This window comes from Gemmatimonadales bacterium, from assembly GCA_041390145.1.
Classification (GTDB): domain Bacteria; phylum Gemmatimonadota; class Gemmatimonadetes; order Gemmatimonadales; family GWC2-71-9; genus SPDF01.
This window is the reverse complement of sequence record JAWKQM010000004.1, coordinates 120,682-135,809: the sequence shown is the minus strand read 5'-3', so window position 1 is coordinate 135,809 and position 15,128 is coordinate 120,682. Positions and strand designations below refer to the sequence as shown.

The 15,128-nt window shown below is 68.0% G+C and carries 21 protein-coding genes; 16 read left to right on the top strand and 5 right to left on the bottom strand.

All coding sequences use genetic code 11. The features are described from left to right. Positions 1-35: 35 nt before the first annotated feature. The 5 genes from R2910_04110 to R2910_04090 are packed head-to-tail and all read right to left on the bottom strand — an operon-like array spanning position 36 to position 5,301. Positions 36-1,754, bottom strand: coding sequence for a hypothetical protein (locus tag R2910_04110; protein MEZ4412151.1), 1,719 nt, complete (start codon positions 1,752-1,754; stop codon positions 36-38). Continuing rightward, the gene (locus R2910_04105; GenBank protein MEZ4412150.1) at positions 1,747-2,505 is read right to left on the bottom strand and encodes an ABC transporter ATP-binding protein; all 759 of its coding nucleotides are present in this window, start codon (positions 2,503-2,505) and stop codon (positions 1,747-1,749) included. Before R2910_04105 ends, R2910_04110 begins: the two co-directional genes overlap by 8 nt. Beyond that, positions 2,502-3,974: a transglutaminase-like domain-containing protein gene (locus R2910_04100; protein ID MEZ4412149.1), complete on the bottom strand. Its 1,473-nt coding sequence runs from the start codon at positions 3,972-3,974 to the stop codon at positions 2,502-2,504. The genes R2910_04105 and R2910_04100 overlap by 4 nt, the downstream gene beginning before the upstream one ends. A 26-nt stretch (positions 3,975-4,000) precedes the next feature. Further along, complete coding sequence (locus R2910_04095; GenBank protein ID MEZ4412148.1) at positions 4,001-4,504, bottom strand: macro domain-containing protein; 504 nt, start codon at positions 4,502-4,504, stop codon at positions 4,001-4,003. After that, the gene (locus R2910_04090; GenBank protein ID MEZ4412147.1) at positions 4,501-5,301 is read right to left on the bottom strand and encodes a tetratricopeptide repeat protein; all 801 of its coding nucleotides are present in this window, start codon (positions 5,299-5,301) and stop codon (positions 4,501-4,503) included. Before R2910_04090 ends, R2910_04095 begins: the two co-directional genes overlap by 4 nt. Before the next feature lie 137 nt (positions 5,302-5,438). Here R2910_04090 and uvrA point away from each other — a divergent pair, with 137 nt between their 5' ends. The 16 genes from uvrA to R2910_04010 all read left to right on the top strand — a co-directional run bounded on the left by uvrA (position 5,439) and on the right by R2910_04010 (position 15,095). After that, positions 5,439-8,315, top strand: coding sequence for an excinuclease ABC subunit UvrA (gene uvrA, locus R2910_04085; GenBank protein MEZ4412146.1), 2,877 nt, complete (start codon positions 5,439-5,441; stop codon positions 8,313-8,315). A 70-nt stretch (positions 8,316-8,385) separates the two neighbouring features. After that, on the top strand, positions 8,386-8,601 hold the full coding sequence (locus R2910_04080; GenBank protein ID MEZ4412145.1) for a hypothetical protein: 216 nt from the start codon (positions 8,386-8,388) through the stop codon (positions 8,599-8,601). 3 nt (positions 8,602-8,604) lie between these two features. After that, complete coding sequence (gene sdaAB, locus R2910_04075) at positions 8,605-9,273, top strand: L-serine ammonia-lyase, iron-sulfur-dependent subunit beta (protein MEZ4412144.1); 669 nt, start codon at positions 8,605-8,607, stop codon at positions 9,271-9,273. Beyond that, entirely contained in the window at positions 9,273-10,157 is an 885-nt protein-coding gene (gene sdaAA, locus R2910_04070) for an L-serine ammonia-lyase, iron-sulfur-dependent, subunit alpha (GenBank protein MEZ4412143.1), read from the top strand. The genes sdaAB and sdaAA overlap by 1 nt, the downstream gene beginning before the upstream one ends. 81 nt (positions 10,158-10,238) lie before the next feature. Continuing rightward, positions 10,239-10,490, top strand: coding sequence for a hypothetical protein (locus tag R2910_04065; protein MEZ4412142.1), 252 nt, complete (start codon positions 10,239-10,241; stop codon positions 10,488-10,490). Between the two features lie 11 nt (positions 10,491-10,501). Beyond that, a complete protein-coding gene (locus R2910_04060) occupies positions 10,502-10,762 on the top strand; it encodes a hypothetical protein (protein ID MEZ4412141.1) in 261 nt (86 codons plus the stop codon). Beyond that, positions 10,759-11,136 carry a hypothetical protein gene (locus R2910_04055; protein MEZ4412140.1) on the top strand — a complete coding sequence of 126 codons (378 nt, stop codon included), beginning with the start codon at positions 10,759-10,761 and terminating at the stop codon, positions 11,134-11,136. The genes R2910_04060 and R2910_04055 overlap by 4 nt, the downstream gene beginning before the upstream one ends. Then, complete coding sequence (locus tag R2910_04050) at positions 11,133-11,495, top strand: hypothetical protein (GenBank protein ID MEZ4412139.1); 363 nt, start codon at positions 11,133-11,135, stop codon at positions 11,493-11,495. Before R2910_04055 ends, R2910_04050 begins: the two co-directional genes overlap by 4 nt. A 12-nt stretch (positions 11,496-11,507) precedes the next feature. After that, complete coding sequence (locus R2910_04045) at positions 11,508-11,795, top strand: hypothetical protein (GenBank protein MEZ4412138.1); 288 nt, start codon at positions 11,508-11,510, stop codon at positions 11,793-11,795. 2 nt (positions 11,796-11,797) lie between these two features. Beyond that, positions 11,798-12,085 (top strand): hypothetical protein, encoded by a 288-nt coding sequence (locus R2910_04040; protein MEZ4412137.1) that lies wholly within the window; start codon positions 11,798-11,800, stop codon positions 12,083-12,085. After that, on the top strand, positions 12,082-12,453 hold the full coding sequence (locus tag R2910_04035) for a hypothetical protein (protein MEZ4412136.1): 372 nt from the start codon (positions 12,082-12,084) through the stop codon (positions 12,451-12,453). The genes R2910_04040 and R2910_04035 overlap by 4 nt, the downstream gene beginning before the upstream one ends. After that, the gene (locus tag R2910_04030) at positions 12,450-12,815 is read left to right on the top strand and encodes a hypothetical protein (GenBank protein MEZ4412135.1); all 366 of its coding nucleotides are present in this window, start codon (positions 12,450-12,452) and stop codon (positions 12,813-12,815) included. Before R2910_04035 ends, R2910_04030 begins: the two co-directional genes overlap by 4 nt. Then, the gene (locus R2910_04025; GenBank protein ID MEZ4412134.1) at positions 12,812-13,168 is read left to right on the top strand and encodes a hypothetical protein; all 357 of its coding nucleotides are present in this window, start codon (positions 12,812-12,814) and stop codon (positions 13,166-13,168) included. Before R2910_04030 ends, R2910_04025 begins: the two co-directional genes overlap by 4 nt. Before the next feature lie 351 nt (positions 13,169-13,519). Continuing rightward, a complete protein-coding gene (locus R2910_04020; GenBank protein MEZ4412133.1) occupies positions 13,520-13,867 on the top strand; it encodes a hypothetical protein in 348 nt (115 codons plus the stop codon). A 52-nt stretch (positions 13,868-13,919) separates the two neighbouring features. After that, entirely contained in the window at positions 13,920-14,315 is a 396-nt protein-coding gene (locus tag R2910_04015) for a YbjN domain-containing protein (protein MEZ4412132.1), read from the top strand. Between the two features lie 6 nt (positions 14,316-14,321). After that, the gene (locus R2910_04010) at positions 14,322-15,095 is read left to right on the top strand and encodes a PspA/IM30 family protein (GenBank protein ID MEZ4412131.1); all 774 of its coding nucleotides are present in this window, start codon (positions 14,322-14,324) and stop codon (positions 15,093-15,095) included. The last annotated feature ends 33 nt before the right edge of the window (positions 15,096-15,128 follow it).

The following is a 15,128-nucleotide window of genomic DNA, read 5'->3' as shown; positions in this document are numbered from 1 at the left end:
GTCGGAGGTCGGTACCGCGAAGTTGCGGGCTGGGGCTAGAGTTCGAGCTCCTGGAGCCGGCGCAGTCCGATACGGAGCGGGAGGATCGTGGATGCGGCGCAGAGCGCGGCCACCGCGAGCATGCTGACCACCATCTCGGTGCTCCAGCCCGGGTCGTCGCCAATGGCGATTGCGCGGAGGTAGCTCGACACCGGGAGGGCCTCGATGATGATGACCAGGGCCAGGAGGCTCAGGCTCGACATCATGAACACCAGCCCGCCAAAGCTGGTGGGGATCTGCGCCGCATTCTCGGTCCCGAACTGCGGGAAGAGGGCCCCGAGGCCGAGCGCCAAGGCGCTCGCGGCCAGGGTGTACATGGTGATGGTCAGGACGCTCATCAGCATGATGAACGGGCTGGCATGGAGGAGGGCGTTGGTCACGAGCGTCAGGGTGAGGGCCACCACCATCAGCGGCAGGGTCCCGATGAAATACTTGCTCCAGAACATCGCGCGGAGGTCCAGCGGACTCGACTTCAGCAGCCAGAGCTCGCGCCCCTCGAGGCTGATCGCCGGAAAGATGAACCGGGCCGCAATGGCCGCGAGGACGAAGCCCGCGAGCCCCTGGTTGAGGAACACGACGAGCGTGACGAAGAAGATCGGCACCTGCTCGCCCGAGAAAAGTTGCAGCGTCTGGATGTTGAACACGTAGACGGCGAGCAGCACGGCCAGCAGGATGAGCTGGCTCCATTGGGTGGTGTCCCTGAAGAAGAGCCGGAGGTCCTTGAGAATGAACTCCCGGCGCGCCGGACCCGCTGTCCGCAGGAGGGGGAGCAACAGCCGCTCCCACAGCCCGCCGCGCACGAAGGAGTCCTTCCCTTCCTGCGCCTTGCTGTACGCCGCGAGGTAGAGCCGCTGGTGCAGGCCGGCGCCGACGACGCCAAGCACCCCGGCCGTCGTCCAGAGCAGGAGGATTGGCAGGGGATCCCCGATCCGCAGCAGCCAGTTCATCACCATGTCCGCCGCCCATTCGCTGGGCAGGAACGGGTTGGTCGGCCCCTGCAGCATCGAGAAGTAGTCGAGCAGGTTGCGGAACCCTTCGGGACGCGCCAGTTGCTCCGGCCGGATGAGCCGCAGCAGGAGCACCACGCCACCGACCGCGCCCACGGCCACCAGGGTGAGGAGGTCACGTGTCTTCCTGGCGGGGAAGATGTTGACCAGGAGCAGGGTGAGCAGTGTCCCCAGCACGGCGGGCATGACCAGGTACGGGATCAGCGCCGAGACGACGATCAGCGGATAGAGCGGTCCCCCGTCGAAGACCATCCCGTAGGCAGTGAAGATCGGCACCGCGACCAGCGCCACCATCCATGACGAGTGGACGGTCGTCTCCGCCAGCTTGACGATGTAGACCCGGAGCCAGTCCACCGGCGCGGAGACCATGATGTCGAGGTCCGATGCCAGGAAGAAGGTGGAGAGGGCCGTGATGATGTTGGACAGGAGGAGCACGCCGAGGAACGCGAGCAGGAGCACCGCCAGCAGCTTCGTGGCCACCAGCGTGCCGATCTCAGGCACGCCCTGGAAGTACTTGAGGACCCGGTAGGACACGCCGAAGACGGCGGACCAGAACCCGAAGCCGACCAGCAGGAGCAGGAGCAGGCGCACGCCGGCACCCGATCGCTCCTGCCGGATCCGGGCCAGGGCGGTGCGCCACTTCGGCGAGAGGAGAACCCAGAGCCCGGGCTGCCGCAACGGTCCCGCGGCCGCGACGGGCTCAGTCATCGAACATCCCGCTCAGCGACTGGGGGACTTCGCCGTCTGTCAGCTTGAGGAAGAGCCGCTCCAGGGTCATGCCCTCCGACGCCGTCTCCCGGCGGAGGTCGTCCATGGTCCCGGAGGCGGCGAGCTTGCCGTGCTGGATGATGGCGATCCGGTCGCACATCGCTTCCGCCACCTCCAGGGTGTGCGTGCTCATCAGGACCGTCCCGCCCTTGTCGACAAAGGCGCGCAACAGGTCCTTCAGCGTCCGCGCACTCTTCGGGTCGAGCCCGACCATCGGCTCGTCGACGACCACGACCTCGGGTCGGTGCACGAGCGCGCTCGAGATGAGCAGCTTCTGGCGCATGCCGTGACTGTACGACTCCGTCAATTCATCCTTCCACGGCGCGAGTTCGAACAACTCGAGCAGCTCGTCCATGCGCTTCTCGACGCTGGGTCCGTCCTGTCCGAAGAGCGCCGCCACGAACCGGAGAAACTCAGCGCCGGTCAGTTTCTCGTAGACGTACGGCCGATCGGGAATGAACCCCAGCTTGGCCTTGGCCTCCTCGGGGTGCCGGTGGATGTCCGCGCCCCCGATCGTGACCGAGCCGCCGGTCGGCTGCAGGATGCCGGCGATCATGCGAAGCGTTGTCGTCTTCCCGGCCCCATTCGGCCCCAGGAAGCCGAACAACTCTCCTTTTGGCACCTCCAGCGTGAGGCGGTCCACCGCAGTGAAGCGGCCGTAGTTCTTGGAAAGATCGCGCAGCTGGATCATGGTGTCGTCGCGGTCGTGGTGAGGACGGGGCGCACGGCCCCGAGCATCGGAACGAGAGTCGACGGGCGCGCCGTCGCGTTGATCAGGAGGCGGAAGTGTCCTCCGTCTGCCGGGAACTGCCCGAGCGTCGGGTCCACCGGCACCCACCCGTCGAGCCACACTTCCGCCCAGGCCCGGTAGCGCAGCCGTCCACCGGTCGACTGGAGCCCGGCCACCGGCCGGGCGGCGAACCCCAGCGACCGGGCCATCGCCACGAACAGGGTGGCCCGGTCTGAACTGTCGCCTCGGCGGCGGAGCAGGACCGCCTCGGGGTCTCCGAATGATGGCAGCCCCGGCACGATGGTGGAGCCGATCCAGGCGGCCAGCTTGCTGGCCGCCCGGGCCGGCGCCGCGGTGTCGGCGCCGACGATGCGGCGGGCGTCCAGCCGCACGCGGGTGGAGGACCCGTCCCCACGATAGGCGGCGGCGACAGAGTCGGGCAAGGGCCGGCTGGAGGCGGTGACGGTGCCTCCAGGGTGAGTCACCAGCATGCCTCGCTCAACCGTCTGCCAGCGCGTCGCAAGCATCGGTGCCACGCCTTGCAGGTCCACCGCCCCGAGCGTGAGCCGGGACGGCCCCTCCGCGCCCGCCCCCGGCGCCGGGAGTTCAAGCGGGGGCGCCTGCACGTTGCGCGGCCGCCGCCTGACGTAGCCGGAATTGACGATCTCAAAGGGGCCGCGATGCTCGGAGAGGCCGAGCGGGGTCTCACGCGCGATGACGGCGCCGTTCCGGTCGATCCACGCCCGGATCGGCAATCCGTATTCCATCCAATCGACCCGGACGGTTGGAATCGTGTCGAGCCCTGCGGGCAGCCACTCTCCGGAGAGGGAGTCGATCGCGGCGCTGTCGGGGAGTACGAAGGTGCTTTCGGCCACCACCCGGACGTCCCGCCTGCCGACCGTCAGTTCCACCGGGTCGAAGACGGGGATCGTGGCGGCGACACCGGCCTTCAGGCTCCCCCTGGCAGCGAGGCCGATGGACACGGCATCGGGCAGCAGCGTTCCGGCCGGCAGGTCCACGACCACCGTGTCCTGGCGGGTCTGCCCACGGCCGCTGATGACCACGGAGAGGCGGCCATCGCTGCCGACGCTGCCCACCAGCGTTTGCTGTCCAACCTCACCGCTGACCGTCGACGTGAACGCGACGAGGTTCAGGCTCTGATCGTAGAGCGCCTCCGTGGTGGTCAGCAACCGCCGGGGGACAAGGGGAAGCGGCACGTCGATGTCGATGCGGGACGTCACCCGAATGCCGTTCGGCAGGGTGTCGGTGGTCACGGACCGGAAGCCGACCTGTTCTGTGCCGGCCCGAAGCGCGTAGAACGTGGTGGTAGGCGGCAGGCTGATCTGCTCGGCCGACGCGAAATCGCCATCTTCCGCGGGGCGGTACTCGCGCAGGACCAGCCAGCCCAGCGAGGCCAGCCAGGCAAGCACGAGACCCAGTGCGAGGTATTTGCGTTTCAGCGGTCCACCCCGCGAACGGCGGCCTCGACAATCTCACGCTCTTCGTTGCGATCGACGATGATCTGCAACGACGTGGGCGGGCGCCCGCTGCGGGAGTGCGCTGCGAATGTCTGGGCCATCAGCGCGGCGGCTTCGGCCAGCCCCAGCTGCCCGGCTCCGGCGCCGATCGGCGGGCTCGCCACCCGCTCGAGGCCCCAGACCGAGGCCCGCTGCCACGCCGATGTCAGCGCCCGGCGCACCGAGTCGGTCGAAACATTCCCATGCTCGCCGCGGATCACGGTGTGAATGACGAATTGCGCCGAGAGGTCACCGGCGCCGGTGACCACGGCGGAGCCGACCTCCATGGCCGACTGGAGGCGTCGCTCCTCGGCGAAGGCAGGCCCTGCGAGCTGGTCCAGGCGACTGGACACCGACGCCACCGGGTCGAGTGTGTCGCTCGCCGGACGCAGGACGGCGTCGACGTCGAGGAACGCGAGGTCGTCCACCACCACCTCGATCACCGCGGCACCGCCTCGCGCGCGCGTCGATACATCTCACCGGCCTCCTCAGGCCGGCCCAGACGGTCGAGGACACGGCCCATCAACTGCAGCGGCTTGGGATTGCCCGCGTCGAGGGCCGCGGCGCGCTCCAGCGCGGCGAGTGCATTGAGGTCGTCGCCAATCTGATGGAGCGACTCGCCGAGGTAGTAGACGGCCTCGGCGCGCTCAGGGGCCAGCTCCGCGGCGCGCCGGAGGTGCTCAACGGCCTCGCTGGCCAGTCCCTTTCGCCAGAGGGCGAACCCCAGCTCGAAGTGGACGCCGGCGTCCTTCGGGGCCAGCCGGAGCGCGCGCTGAAGATCGGCCTCGGCCTCCGGGTGCCGCTTGATCCGGGCCAGAAACGCCCCACGGGCCACCAAGGCCTCGGGGTGCTCGGCATGCAGGCGCACCGCCTCACTCAGGTGGAGATAGGCCTGCTCTTCCTGCCCATGGCGCTCGTGGAGGCGGGCCAGGTCCACCCGTCCGTCAAGATGCGTGGGGTCGAGCGCGAGCAGCTCAGTGAACAATGCCTCCGATTCCGCCCGCCGACCCTTGGCCGCAGCCTCCCGGGCCAGCCGGAGCAGGCGCTCCGACGGGGTTTCAGCGGCTTCCGCGTGTGGATCGATTCCGACCGAAAGGGGAATCTCCCCGGCAAACGGACGGAGGGGGAAGTGCGCGTCCGTCCCCTTGGGGGTCTGGTCCCCCTCAAGGCTGTCAGGCGCGAAGAGGTCTCCCAGCGCCTGCTGGCGACCGCTGCTTCTGCTGTGCTTCGAACGGCGCATGGGGATGGGGGCCAGGGGGATGGGTGACGGACAGGTACAGGGGAAAACTGTCGGGAGAGGGGGGAAAAGGGAACGGCTGCCCCCCCGGGCTCTGCATTCCCGGAGTTGAATCATGGCGCCTCTCCGGGGTATCCTCCATGGCTATGGCAGAAGAATATCTCGTCGTCCGGGGCGCCCGCGAGCACAACCTCAAGGGCATCTCCGTCACGATTCCCCGGAATCGCCTTACCGTCATCACGGGGCTCTCCGGTTCCGGCAAATCCTCGCTGGCCTTCGACACCATCTATGCCGAGGGTCAGCGCCGCTACGTCGAGTCCCTCTCGGCGTACGCAAGGCAGTTCCTCGGCCTGATGGAAAAGCCCGACGTCGACGTGATCGAGGGGCTTTCTCCCGCCATTTCCATCGAGCAGAAGTCCACCGGCCACAATCCTCGCTCGACCGTGGGGACCGTGACGGAGGTCTACGACTACCTCCGGTTGCTGTGGGCGCGGGCCGGCGTCCCCCACTGCCCGAACGACGGCAGCCCGGTCGAGCGGCAAAGCGCCAGCCAGATCACTGACGCCGTGCTGGCCTGGCCGGAGGACACCCGGATCGAGGTGCTCGCGCCGCTGGTGCGGGGTCGGAAAGGCGAATTCAAGGACCTCTTCGAGGACATCCAGAAGCGGGGCTTCGTCCGGGCGCGGGTGGACGGGACGACCTACGACCTGTCCGAGATTCCGAAGCTGAATCGGCGACAGAACCACGACGTGGCGGTGGTGGTCGATCGCCTGGTGGTGCGCGCGTCGGACCGGGGGCGCCTGAACGACTCGATCGAGACGGCCCTGAAGGTGGCGGACGGGGTCGTGGAAGTCGTCAAGCATGGTGGGGAGTCGGGGAAGCGGGGCAGTGCAACGGAGTCGGTCACCTTCTCGGAACGCTTCGCCTGTGGCACCTGCGGCCTGTCGATGCCCGAGCTGGAGCCGAGGCAGTTCTCGTTCAATTCGCCGTTCGGGGTGTGCGCGGAGTGCCACGGACTCGGGACGAGGCGGACGGTCACGGAGGAACTGATCCTGGGCGACGCGCGGATCTCGATCCTCGAGGGCGTGATCCTGCCGTGGGGGGAGCCGACCGGGTACCTGCGCAAGGTGGTCCTGCCCACCCTCGCCAAGGCGCTCAAGTTCGACCTCGCCGCCCCGTGGAGCGAGCACAGTGAGGCCGCCCGCCACGGGCTCCTCCACGGCATTCCCGGAAAGAAGTTCAAGTTCCAGGTGGATGGCCGCGGCTCCAAAGGCGACTACGAGAGCGAATGGGAGGGCGTGCTGCTCAACGTGGAGCGGCGCTACCGGGAGACGAGCAGCGATGCTGCCCGGACCTCGCTCGAGGAGTACATGGTCGAGCGGCCCTGCCCGGCGTGCGGCGGGCGCCGCCTCAAGCCGGAGAGCCTCGCCGTGCTGGTGAATGGCAAGAGCATCGGCGAGGTCGTGGACCTCTCGGTCGAGCGGGCGGTGCAGTTCTTCGAGAGCCTGCCAATCCGCGCGAAGGGCCGCCCCGGGCTCGACCCCGATATCGCGGGGCCGATCCTGAAGGAAGTGACCGACCGGCTCCGCTTCCTCCGCGATGTCGGCCTCGAATATCTCACGCTTGGGCGCGGTGCAGGCTCGCTCTCCGGTGGCGAGGCCCAGCGCATCCGGCTGGCCACCCAGATCGGGTCGCGTCTGGTCGGCGTGCTCTACATTCTCGACGAGCCGAGCATCGGGCTCCATCAGCGGGACAACGAGCGGCTGCTGGGCACGCTCCGCGGACTGCGCGATCTCGGGAACACCGTCATCGTGGTGGAGCACGACGAGGAGACCATCCGGGCCGCCGACCACGTCATCGACCTCGGGCCCCGCGCCGGCCGGTTCGGGGGCGAGGTGATGGCCGAAGGCACCGTCGACCAAGTGCTGGCGCACCCCACCTCCCTGACGGCCCGATACCTCCGGCATGAACTCCGGATTCCGGTCCCCGCGGTTCGCCGCGAAGCCGTCCCAGGCAAGCGCCTCCGTGTCGTCGGGGCGCGCGCCAACAACCTGCGCAACCTGACGGTCGACATTCCCCTCGGGCTGTTTGTCGCGGTGACCGGTGTGTCGGGGTCGGGGAAGTCAAGCCTCGTGACCGACATTCTCTACCGTGCGATGGCCCGGCACTTCTATCGCGCGCGTGTCGTCCCAGGCGAGCACGACCGGATCGAGGGCTTCGACCAAATCGACAAGGTCATCGAGATCGACCAGAGCCCGATCGGGCGTACACCGCGGTCGAATCCCGCTACCTATACCGGCCTGTTCACTCCGATCCGCGAGCTCTTCACCCAGTTGCCGGAGGCGAAGATCCGTGGCTACGGGCCGGGGCGCTTCTCCTTCAACGTGAAGGGGGGCCGCTGCGAGTCGTGCCAGGGCGACGGGCTGGTGAAGATCGAGATGCACTTTCTGCCCGATGTGTATGTCCCCTGCGAGGTCTGCAAGGGGAAGCGCTACAACCGGGAGACGCTGGAGGTCCGCTACCGCGGCCGCAGCATCGCCGAGGTGCTCGACCTGACCGTGGCCGAGGGGCTCGACTTCTTCCAGAGCCAGCGCCGCATCGCCGACAAGCTCGAGCTGCTGAACGACGTGGGGCTGGGGTACATCCACCTCGGACAGGCGGCCACGACGCTCTCCGGCGGCGAGGCGCAGCGGGTCAAGCTCGCCACCGAGCTCGCCAAGCGGGATACGGGGCGCACCCTCTATATCCTCGACGAGCCGACCACGGGGCTCCACTTCGAGGATGTGCGCCTGCTGCTGGAGGTCCTCCACCGGCTCGTGGACAAGGGCAACAGCGTCGTGGTCATCGAGCACAACCTCGATGTCCTGAAGACCGCCGACTGGATCGTCGATCTTGGCCCGGAGGGTGGCGACCGGGGAGGGACGGTGGTCGCCGAGGGGACGCCGGAGGCGGTGGCCCGGGTCAAGGCGAGCCAGACCGGCCCGTTCCTCGAGCGGGTGCTGCGCGAGGCGCGCTGACCTCCGGCCTCGCTGGCGGCGGCTTGGTGGCGCCCGTACATTCACGGAAGACTCTGACCAGGAGGCGAAGATGACCTTTGACGAAATCGTCAGCCTGTTGGGGTATGCGGGAGACCACGATCAGCCGGTGCGGGTCGTCCTCTCGGACACGAGCGAGGTGTCGGGCGTGCCGACCTCGCTCGACGCACACGTCGCGGCCCACGAGGTCTATCTGCGACCTCTCGGGATCGAGGACACGGAGATCGCGTTGTCCCTCGGCGACATCCAGCAGGTGGAACTGCTCTGACGGATGATCTCCCTTCTCGATATCATCGGACCAGTGATGGTCGGGCCCTCGTCGTCCCACACGGCGGGGGCCTGCCGCATCGGCCTCTTTGCGCGGGCGCTGCTGGGCGGTCCCCCCGAGAGCGCCCTCATCGAGTTGCACGGCTCCTTCGCGCGCACGGGCCAGGGGCATGGCACCGATCGCGCGCTCGTGGGGGGCCTGCTCGGTTTTCGTCCCGACGACGAACGGCTCCGCGACAGCCTCGAACTGGCCGCCGCCGCGGGCATGGCCGTCACCTTTCAGACCACCAAGCTGCGCGGAAACCATCATCCGAACACCGCCCGTCTCACGCTCCGGCGTGGTGACCGCCAGGTCACGCTGGTCGGGTCGTCCATCGGCGCCGGCCGCATCGTGATCACCAGCATCGATGACTACCCTGTGGAAATCACCGGCACCCTGCCCGCGCTCGTCGTCGTTGCCAGCGACCAGCCTGGCGCCGTCGCGGCCATCACGACCACATTGGCGGCGCAGGGCGGCAATATCGCGACGATCAAGGTCTCCCGGCGCGAAAAGGGTGGGCATGCGATTCACATCTACGAGCTGGACGAGGCGGTAGGCGCCGAGGCGCTGGCGGCGCTGCTCGCCCTGCCGCGGGTGCAGAGCGTCCGGGCCATCGGACGGGTGGACGGCTGATGGACTCCCTCAACGACGCGGTGGTGCAGGCAGAGGCGGCGGGCGTCTCGCTGGGTGAGTTCGCGCTCCGGCGCGAGGTGGCGCACGGACTGCGCAGCCGGGCCGAGCTCGAGGGAGGGCTGGCGCGTGCGCTTGAGGTGATGCGGGGCGCCGTGGCGCGCGGCCTCCCCGGCGACCTCAGGAGCGTCAGCGGGCTGGTCGGCGGCGACGCCGCGAAGCTGGACCGGCTGACCGGCCCGCTCTCCGGGACCCTCTTCACAGAGGTCATTGCAGGCGCGCTGGCAGTGCAGGAGGTCAACGCGGCGATGGGTGTCATCGTGGCCGCGCCCACCGCGGGCGGCGCGGGGGTACTGCCCGGCGTGCTGCTCGGGCTGGCCGGGCGCGGGGTCGCGACGGATGAGCAGCTGGTGCGCGGGCTGGCGACCGCCGGCCTGATCGGCGCGGTGGTGGCGGTGCGCGCCTCGCTCAGCGGGGCCGAGGGCGGCTGTCAGGCGGAGACCGGCGCCGCCGCCGCCATGGCCGCCGGGGCCGGCGTCGAAGTGCTCGGCGGCTCGCCGACGGTGGCGGCCCACGCCGTCGCCCTCGCGATGCAGGGCACACTTGGCCTGGTCTGCGACCCGCTGGGCGGGCTCGTCGAAATTCCCTGCGTCTTTCGCAACGCGACTGGTGCGGCGATCGCACTGGCGGCCATCGAGATGGCGCTGGCGGGTATCGAGTTCCCCATCCCGGCGGACGAGGTGATCGACACCATGGGCGAGATTGGCCGCTCGATGGATGTGCGGTATCGTGAGACAGCGGGAGGGGGGCTGGCTGCGACCCCGACGGGGAGACGGCTTGCGAAGGAGCGCCTGGTTCAGATAAAGCATTCTGGGAGAACAGCTTAGATCGTCGGCGCTCCATTCAATGAAACAAATTGAAACGTCTTGCCGTACTTCCAATATTCACCCCTGAAGAAGGCAGCCGACATGGAAGGTGTACTCGCGATCATCTTCATCTTTGGGGGCGGAACCCTCTTCCTCCTCTCTGTCAGCCCGATCGGAAAGGCATACGCCGAGCGGATCCGGGCCAGGACCCATGAGTTGGCCCCACCCGACCCTCAGGTGCTGGGCGAGATTGACGACTTGAGGGTCCAGGTGGCGGAACTTCACGAACGGGTGGACTTTGCCGAACGGCTCCTCGCCGAGCGCCATGAACCGTCGCAACTTCCACCGAACTAGGGGACAACTCCGTGCCGCACGAAGAATTCGTCGTCATGATGATGTTGCTCGGGTCCGGTATTGCGCTGGTCTTCTTCTTTGCGGTGCCCCTCCGGAAGGCTTGGCTCCGGAAGATCGAGGGTGGGGTGACACACCAGGACCACCAGGTGCTTGATGAGGTTGACGGGCTGCGGGAGCGGGTTGGAGAGTTGGAGGAGCGGCTGGATTTCGCGGAACGCCTGATCGCGCAACAGAGGGACACCGCCGGGCTGCCGCCGGGAGGATCACGATGATTGGCCTGCTGCCGGCGCTGGTCCAGGCGGAAGTCGTCCAGAACCTGCCCCCGTGGGTCACCATGGACCCGCGGGCGTTCACGCTGACGGCGGCGGCTCTCTTCGCCTCCGTCGCACTGGTCATGTATCCGCTGGTGCGGGCACTGGCGCGCCGCATCGAAGGCCGGCGGGCGGCACTCGACCCGGCGCTTGCGGCGGAAATTCGCGATCTGCAGGCGCGGGTGAATGATGTCGAGGACCTGCGCGCGCGCCTTGCGGAGCTCGAGGAGGAGCGGGTGGCGGTGCACGAGCTCGAGGAACGGCTGGAGTTCACCGAACGGTTGCTGTCCAGGCAGCGGGACGATGCGCAGCTGCCCCCAGGAGGTTCCCGATGATCGGTGCGTTGTCGTTGCTGGCACAGGGAGAGGTGGTGGTGGCCCCGATTCCCCCGTTGCCGCCCATCCCCGGGTTGCCGCCGTGGGCTTTTCTGGGCACCCCGGCCGTCGTGCTCATCACAGTGGCGTTCTTTGCAGCGACCGTGCTGATCAGCTTTCCCCTCATCCGCGCCATTGCGCGGCGGATCGAAGGCAAGCATCGGCAGGACCCGGCCATCCTGGCCGAGATCGATGATCTGCGAGCCCGCGTGGCCGACCTCGAACAGCGGCAGGGGATCGTCCACGAACTGGAAGACCGGCTCGACTTCACGGAGCGCCTCCTCGCGCAGCAGCGCGAGCAGGCGCGGCTCCCTCACTAGGCGGCCGACCCCATGAACCCGAACGACGTCGCCCCGGCACTCGTTGGCATTGTCTTCTTCATCTCGGCCGCCGCGGTATTCGTGCTGCGCGGCCCGCTGGGGAAGGCGCTGGCGCGCCGCATCGAGGGCACCAGTGGGCAGACGCTGCCGGACGTCGAGCAACTGCAGGGGCGGGTCGCGGAGCTTGAGCAACAGGTGGACCGGCTCCACGAACTGGAAGAGCGGCTGGACTTCGCCGAGCGCCTGCTTGCGCAGCAGCGCGAGGCGCCCCGGCTCCCCGTGCCAGGCGATCGGGGCTGACGGTGACCTATCAGGGGATCGCGTTCTGGATCGCCATCGGCGTCATCAACATCGCCTTCTGGTCGGCAATGACGCCGGTGTTCAAGGCTTGGGCGGATCGCATCCGCGGCCCGGAGGCCATCAATGCGGACGTCCTCGCGCGCCTCGAGGCGCTCGAGGCCGAGCGGCCGGTGACCGGGGAGACCGACCTGGTCTACCGGCGGATGGCCGAGCTGGAAGAGCGACTGGAGTTTGCGGAGCGGCTCCTTGCCCAGGGACGGGAACCCGCACGGATCGAGGAGCGCCGATGAGCCGCATTCGCGAGATATTCGGTCTTGACGGCAAGGACATCACCATCCACGTCGGTCTCACGGTCGTCGTCGCGGTCGTCGCGGGCGGCGCCGGCGGGGAGTTCAACTACGACGGCGACGCGGTGGCGATGATCATTCTCGCGGCCTCCACGGCGGTGCTCGGGCTGCGGATGTACCTGGGACGGATGAATCGCCCCGCGACGCCGGCTCCGCGCGGCCAGGAGGCGCTGCAGGAACTGGACGACCGTCTCTATGAACTGGAACAGGAGCGGGCGCGGCTCCTCGAGCTTGAGGAGCGGGTGGATTTCACCGAGCGGATGCTGGTGAGTGAACGCGAGAAGCGCACACGCCTCGAGGAGGGGAAGTGAGCTGGATCCGCCGCGTGGTCGGTTTGGATGGGGTGGATATCGTGATCCAGGCCGGCGTGACCATGCTTCTGATGATCATGGCCGGGACGCAGCCGGGCCCCAACCCGGAGGCGCTGGTGGCGGGGGTGGGCGCAGTTTCGCTGGTGATTCTCGGTATCCGGCGGCATCTGGGACTGAAGCGAGGCCCGCAGCGCGCCATCGGCGAGACCACCGGCGAGGTGATCATCGACCGGTTGGCCGAGCTCGATGCGAAACTGGGCGAGGTCGATGCCTTGAACTACCGGGTGCATGAGCTGGAGGAGCGGCTGGATTTCGCGGAGCGACTGCTGGCGCAGGCCCGGGAACCGGAGCGGTTGGCATGACGACGCCGAACACCAAGATGTACACCGTTGGCTCCCTCGTGGGCGCGGCGACCCTGGGCGCGTTCATCGCAGTGGCGGCGACGGTGGGCGACAACTACCTCTTCGGCCCATGGGCGCTGCTTGCGTTCGGTGGTGTGGTCGGAGCGATTGGCTGGCGCGGCCTGGCCGGCAAGACGCTGGCGGAACGGATGGCCGACGCCTCGATCGGCCCCGCGGAGGCACCGGCGGACTTGCTCGATCGCGTGGACGATATGCGGCATCGGATCGTGGAGCTTGAGGAACGCCTCGACTTCACCGAGCGCCTGCTGGCCCAGGCGCGAGAGGAGTCCAAGCGCCTGGAGGTGCCCCGGTGAGCTGGATCAAGCGGACGTTCGGGATCGTCGGGGTCGACGTGGTGGACGTCCAGGTGGGCGTCACCGTATCGGTGATCGCCGTCGGCGCCCAGTACACAGCCACGGCGTGGCGATCGGGCTCATCGGAATTATCACCGCCGCGTCGCTCGCTCGGCGTCCGGCGGGCGCCGCGCCTTCGGGAACGGGCGGAGACGAGGCTGGGTGAGGCCTCGAGTGAACGAGTCGCCGGCGGAGATCGAGGCACGACTGGCGGAACTGGAACAAGGCGCAATATCGACTCCATGAACTTGAGGAGCGCCTCGACTTCGCGGAGCGACTCCTCGCGCAGGCCCGTGAACCGGAGCGACTGACATGAGGGAAACCAACGGCCCGCTGTACGCCGCCATCACGATCGTCAGCGTCGCCCTGCTGGGCACGTTCATCGCACTGTCGGTCGTCATCGGCGAGGACTTCGCGATTCCGGCGCTCATCACCGGGGGTGTGGTCGGAGCCGTGGTGCTGAAGGGCCCGGTGGGCAAGGCGCTCGCGGCGCGCATCCACCAGGGAACGTTGACCCAGGCGGAGCCCCATCCGGAAGTCCTCGAGGAGTTGTACGACATGCGCGGCCGGATGGTGGAGTTGGAGGAGCGCCTGGACTTCACGGAGCGGCTCCTTGCCCGGCAACGCGCCGAGGAGTCCTCGCACCTTCCCCCCGGTTGAGGGGCGTTTGGCGGCGTGACAGCCGCGGTTAGATTCTTGCAGAGGGGGTGTCATGGTCACACGGGATGACGTCCAGTCCTTCCTCGACCGGATGGAAGCGGCCGGGGGGACTGTCGAAGAGCTGGGCGATGGGCTGTGGAAGGTACGGACGTCGGAGGAGTCGGAGGTGGTGGTCAGCTTCTCCCCGCCCGTCCTGATCCTTCGCGTGCGGGTCATGGAGTTGCCGGCCGAGCCGTCCCGGCGCGCCGAGCTCTACCGGCAGCTGCTGGAATACAACGCCACCGACCTGGTGCATGGATCCTACGGGGTGGAGGGTGATCACGTCGTCCTGACGGACACCCTCGAGCTGGAAAATCTGGATTTCAGCGAGTTCGAGGCCAGCTTCGATTCGCTCACGCTGGCGCTGGCGACCCACTTGGGCGCCCTGGCGCCGTATCGCGAAAGGTGATGCCTGATGGGGATCTTTGATCGCTTGTCCACCATGCTCCGGTCGAACATCAACGACCTGATCAGCCGGGCCGAAAACCCGGAGAAGATGCTCAACCAGCTCATCACCGACATGAAGAGCAACCTGGCCAAGGCCAAGCAGGAAGTGGCCGGCGCCATTGCCGATGAGAAGAAGTTGCATGCCGACGCCGAAACCATGCGGAAGCAGGCCGAGGACTGGGAGCGGCGTGCCATGCTGGCGGTGCAGGAGGGTCGCGACGACCTCGCCAAGCAGGCGCTCATGCGGTACAACGAGCACCTGCAGGGCGCCCAGCAGCTGCACGAAACCTGGGTCAAGCACAAGGCGGAGACGGAGTCGCTCAAGGGTTCGCTGCGCCAGCTGAACGACAAGATTGAAGAGGCCAAGCGCAAGAAGAACATCCTCGTGGCGCGGGCGCGCCGTTCCGAGGCGCAGCAGCGCATCCAGGCCACGATGTCGGGGATGTCCGACAAGAGCGCCTTCGAGTCGTTCGAGCGCATGACCGAGAAGATCGAGGATCAGGAACGGAAGGCGCTTGCGTCAGCCGAGCTGCAGGAAGAGTTTGGCGGCGACAACCTGATGAAGCAGTTTGAGGCGCTGGAGTACCACGGCAGTTCGGATCAACAGCTCCTCGAACTCAAGGCCAAGATGGGCCTCATCGGGGGCGGCGCCAAGGAGACGCGGCAGATCGGGAAGGGCGACGACGAGGTCCATGAGGCCGAGGTGCTGGAAATCGAGAAGGACGACAACACCCAGAGCTGAGGAGCCGTCGGTTCGGCCGGTGAGGGGCGTGCA

What these genes read in the sequence shown, in the direction of transcription:
- R2910_04055 (MEZ4412140.1), top strand. Translation starts at nt 10,759, where the DNA reads ATGATTGGCCTGCTGCCGGCGCTGGTCCAGGCGGAAGTCGTCCAGAAC.
- R2910_04050 (MEZ4412139.1), top strand. Translation starts at nt 11,133, where the DNA reads ATGATCGGTGCGTTGTCGTTGCTGGCACAGGGAGAGGTGGTGGTGGCC.
- R2910_04010 (MEZ4412131.1), top strand. Translation starts at nt 14,322, where the DNA reads ATGGGGATCTTTGATCGCTTGTCCACCATGCTCCGGTCGAACATCAAC.
- R2910_04090 (MEZ4412147.1), bottom strand. Translation starts at nt 5,301, where the DNA reads ATGCGCCGTTCGAAGCACAGCAGAAGCAGCGGTCGCCAGCAGGCGCTG.
- sdaAA (MEZ4412143.1), top strand. Translation starts at nt 9,273, where the DNA reads ATGGACTCCCTCAACGACGCGGTGGTGCAGGCAGAGGCGGCGGGCGTC.
- sdaAB (MEZ4412144.1), top strand. Translation starts at nt 8,605, where the DNA reads ATGATCTCCCTTCTCGATATCATCGGACCAGTGATGGTCGGGCCCTCG.
- R2910_04045 (MEZ4412138.1), top strand. Translation starts at nt 11,508, where the DNA reads ATGAACCCGAACGACGTCGCCCCGGCACTCGTTGGCATTGTCTTCTTC.
- R2910_04035 (MEZ4412136.1), top strand. Translation starts at nt 12,082, where the DNA reads ATGAGCCGCATTCGCGAGATATTCGGTCTTGACGGCAAGGACATCACC.
- R2910_04105 (MEZ4412150.1), bottom strand. Translation starts at nt 2,505, where the DNA reads ATGATCCAGCTGCGCGATCTTTCCAAGAACTACGGCCGCTTCACTGCG.
- R2910_04025 (MEZ4412134.1), top strand. Translation starts at nt 12,812, where the DNA reads ATGACGACGCCGAACACCAAGATGTACACCGTTGGCTCCCTCGTGGGC.
- R2910_04110 (MEZ4412151.1), bottom strand. Translation starts at nt 1,754, where the DNA reads ATGACTGAGCCCGTCGCGGCCGCGGGACCGTTGCGGCAGCCCGGGCTC.
- R2910_04080 (MEZ4412145.1), top strand. Translation starts at nt 8,386, where the DNA reads ATGACCTTTGACGAAATCGTCAGCCTGTTGGGGTATGCGGGAGACCAC.
- R2910_04020 (MEZ4412133.1), top strand. Translation starts at nt 13,520, where the DNA reads ATGAGGGAAACCAACGGCCCGCTGTACGCCGCCATCACGATCGTCAGC.
- uvrA (MEZ4412146.1), top strand. Translation starts at nt 5,439, where the DNA reads ATGGCTATGGCAGAAGAATATCTCGTCGTCCGGGGCGCCCGCGAGCAC.
- R2910_04015 (MEZ4412132.1), top strand. Translation starts at nt 13,920, where the DNA reads ATGGTCACACGGGATGACGTCCAGTCCTTCCTCGACCGGATGGAAGCG.
- R2910_04065 (MEZ4412142.1), top strand. Translation starts at nt 10,239, where the DNA reads ATGGAAGGTGTACTCGCGATCATCTTCATCTTTGGGGGCGGAACCCTC.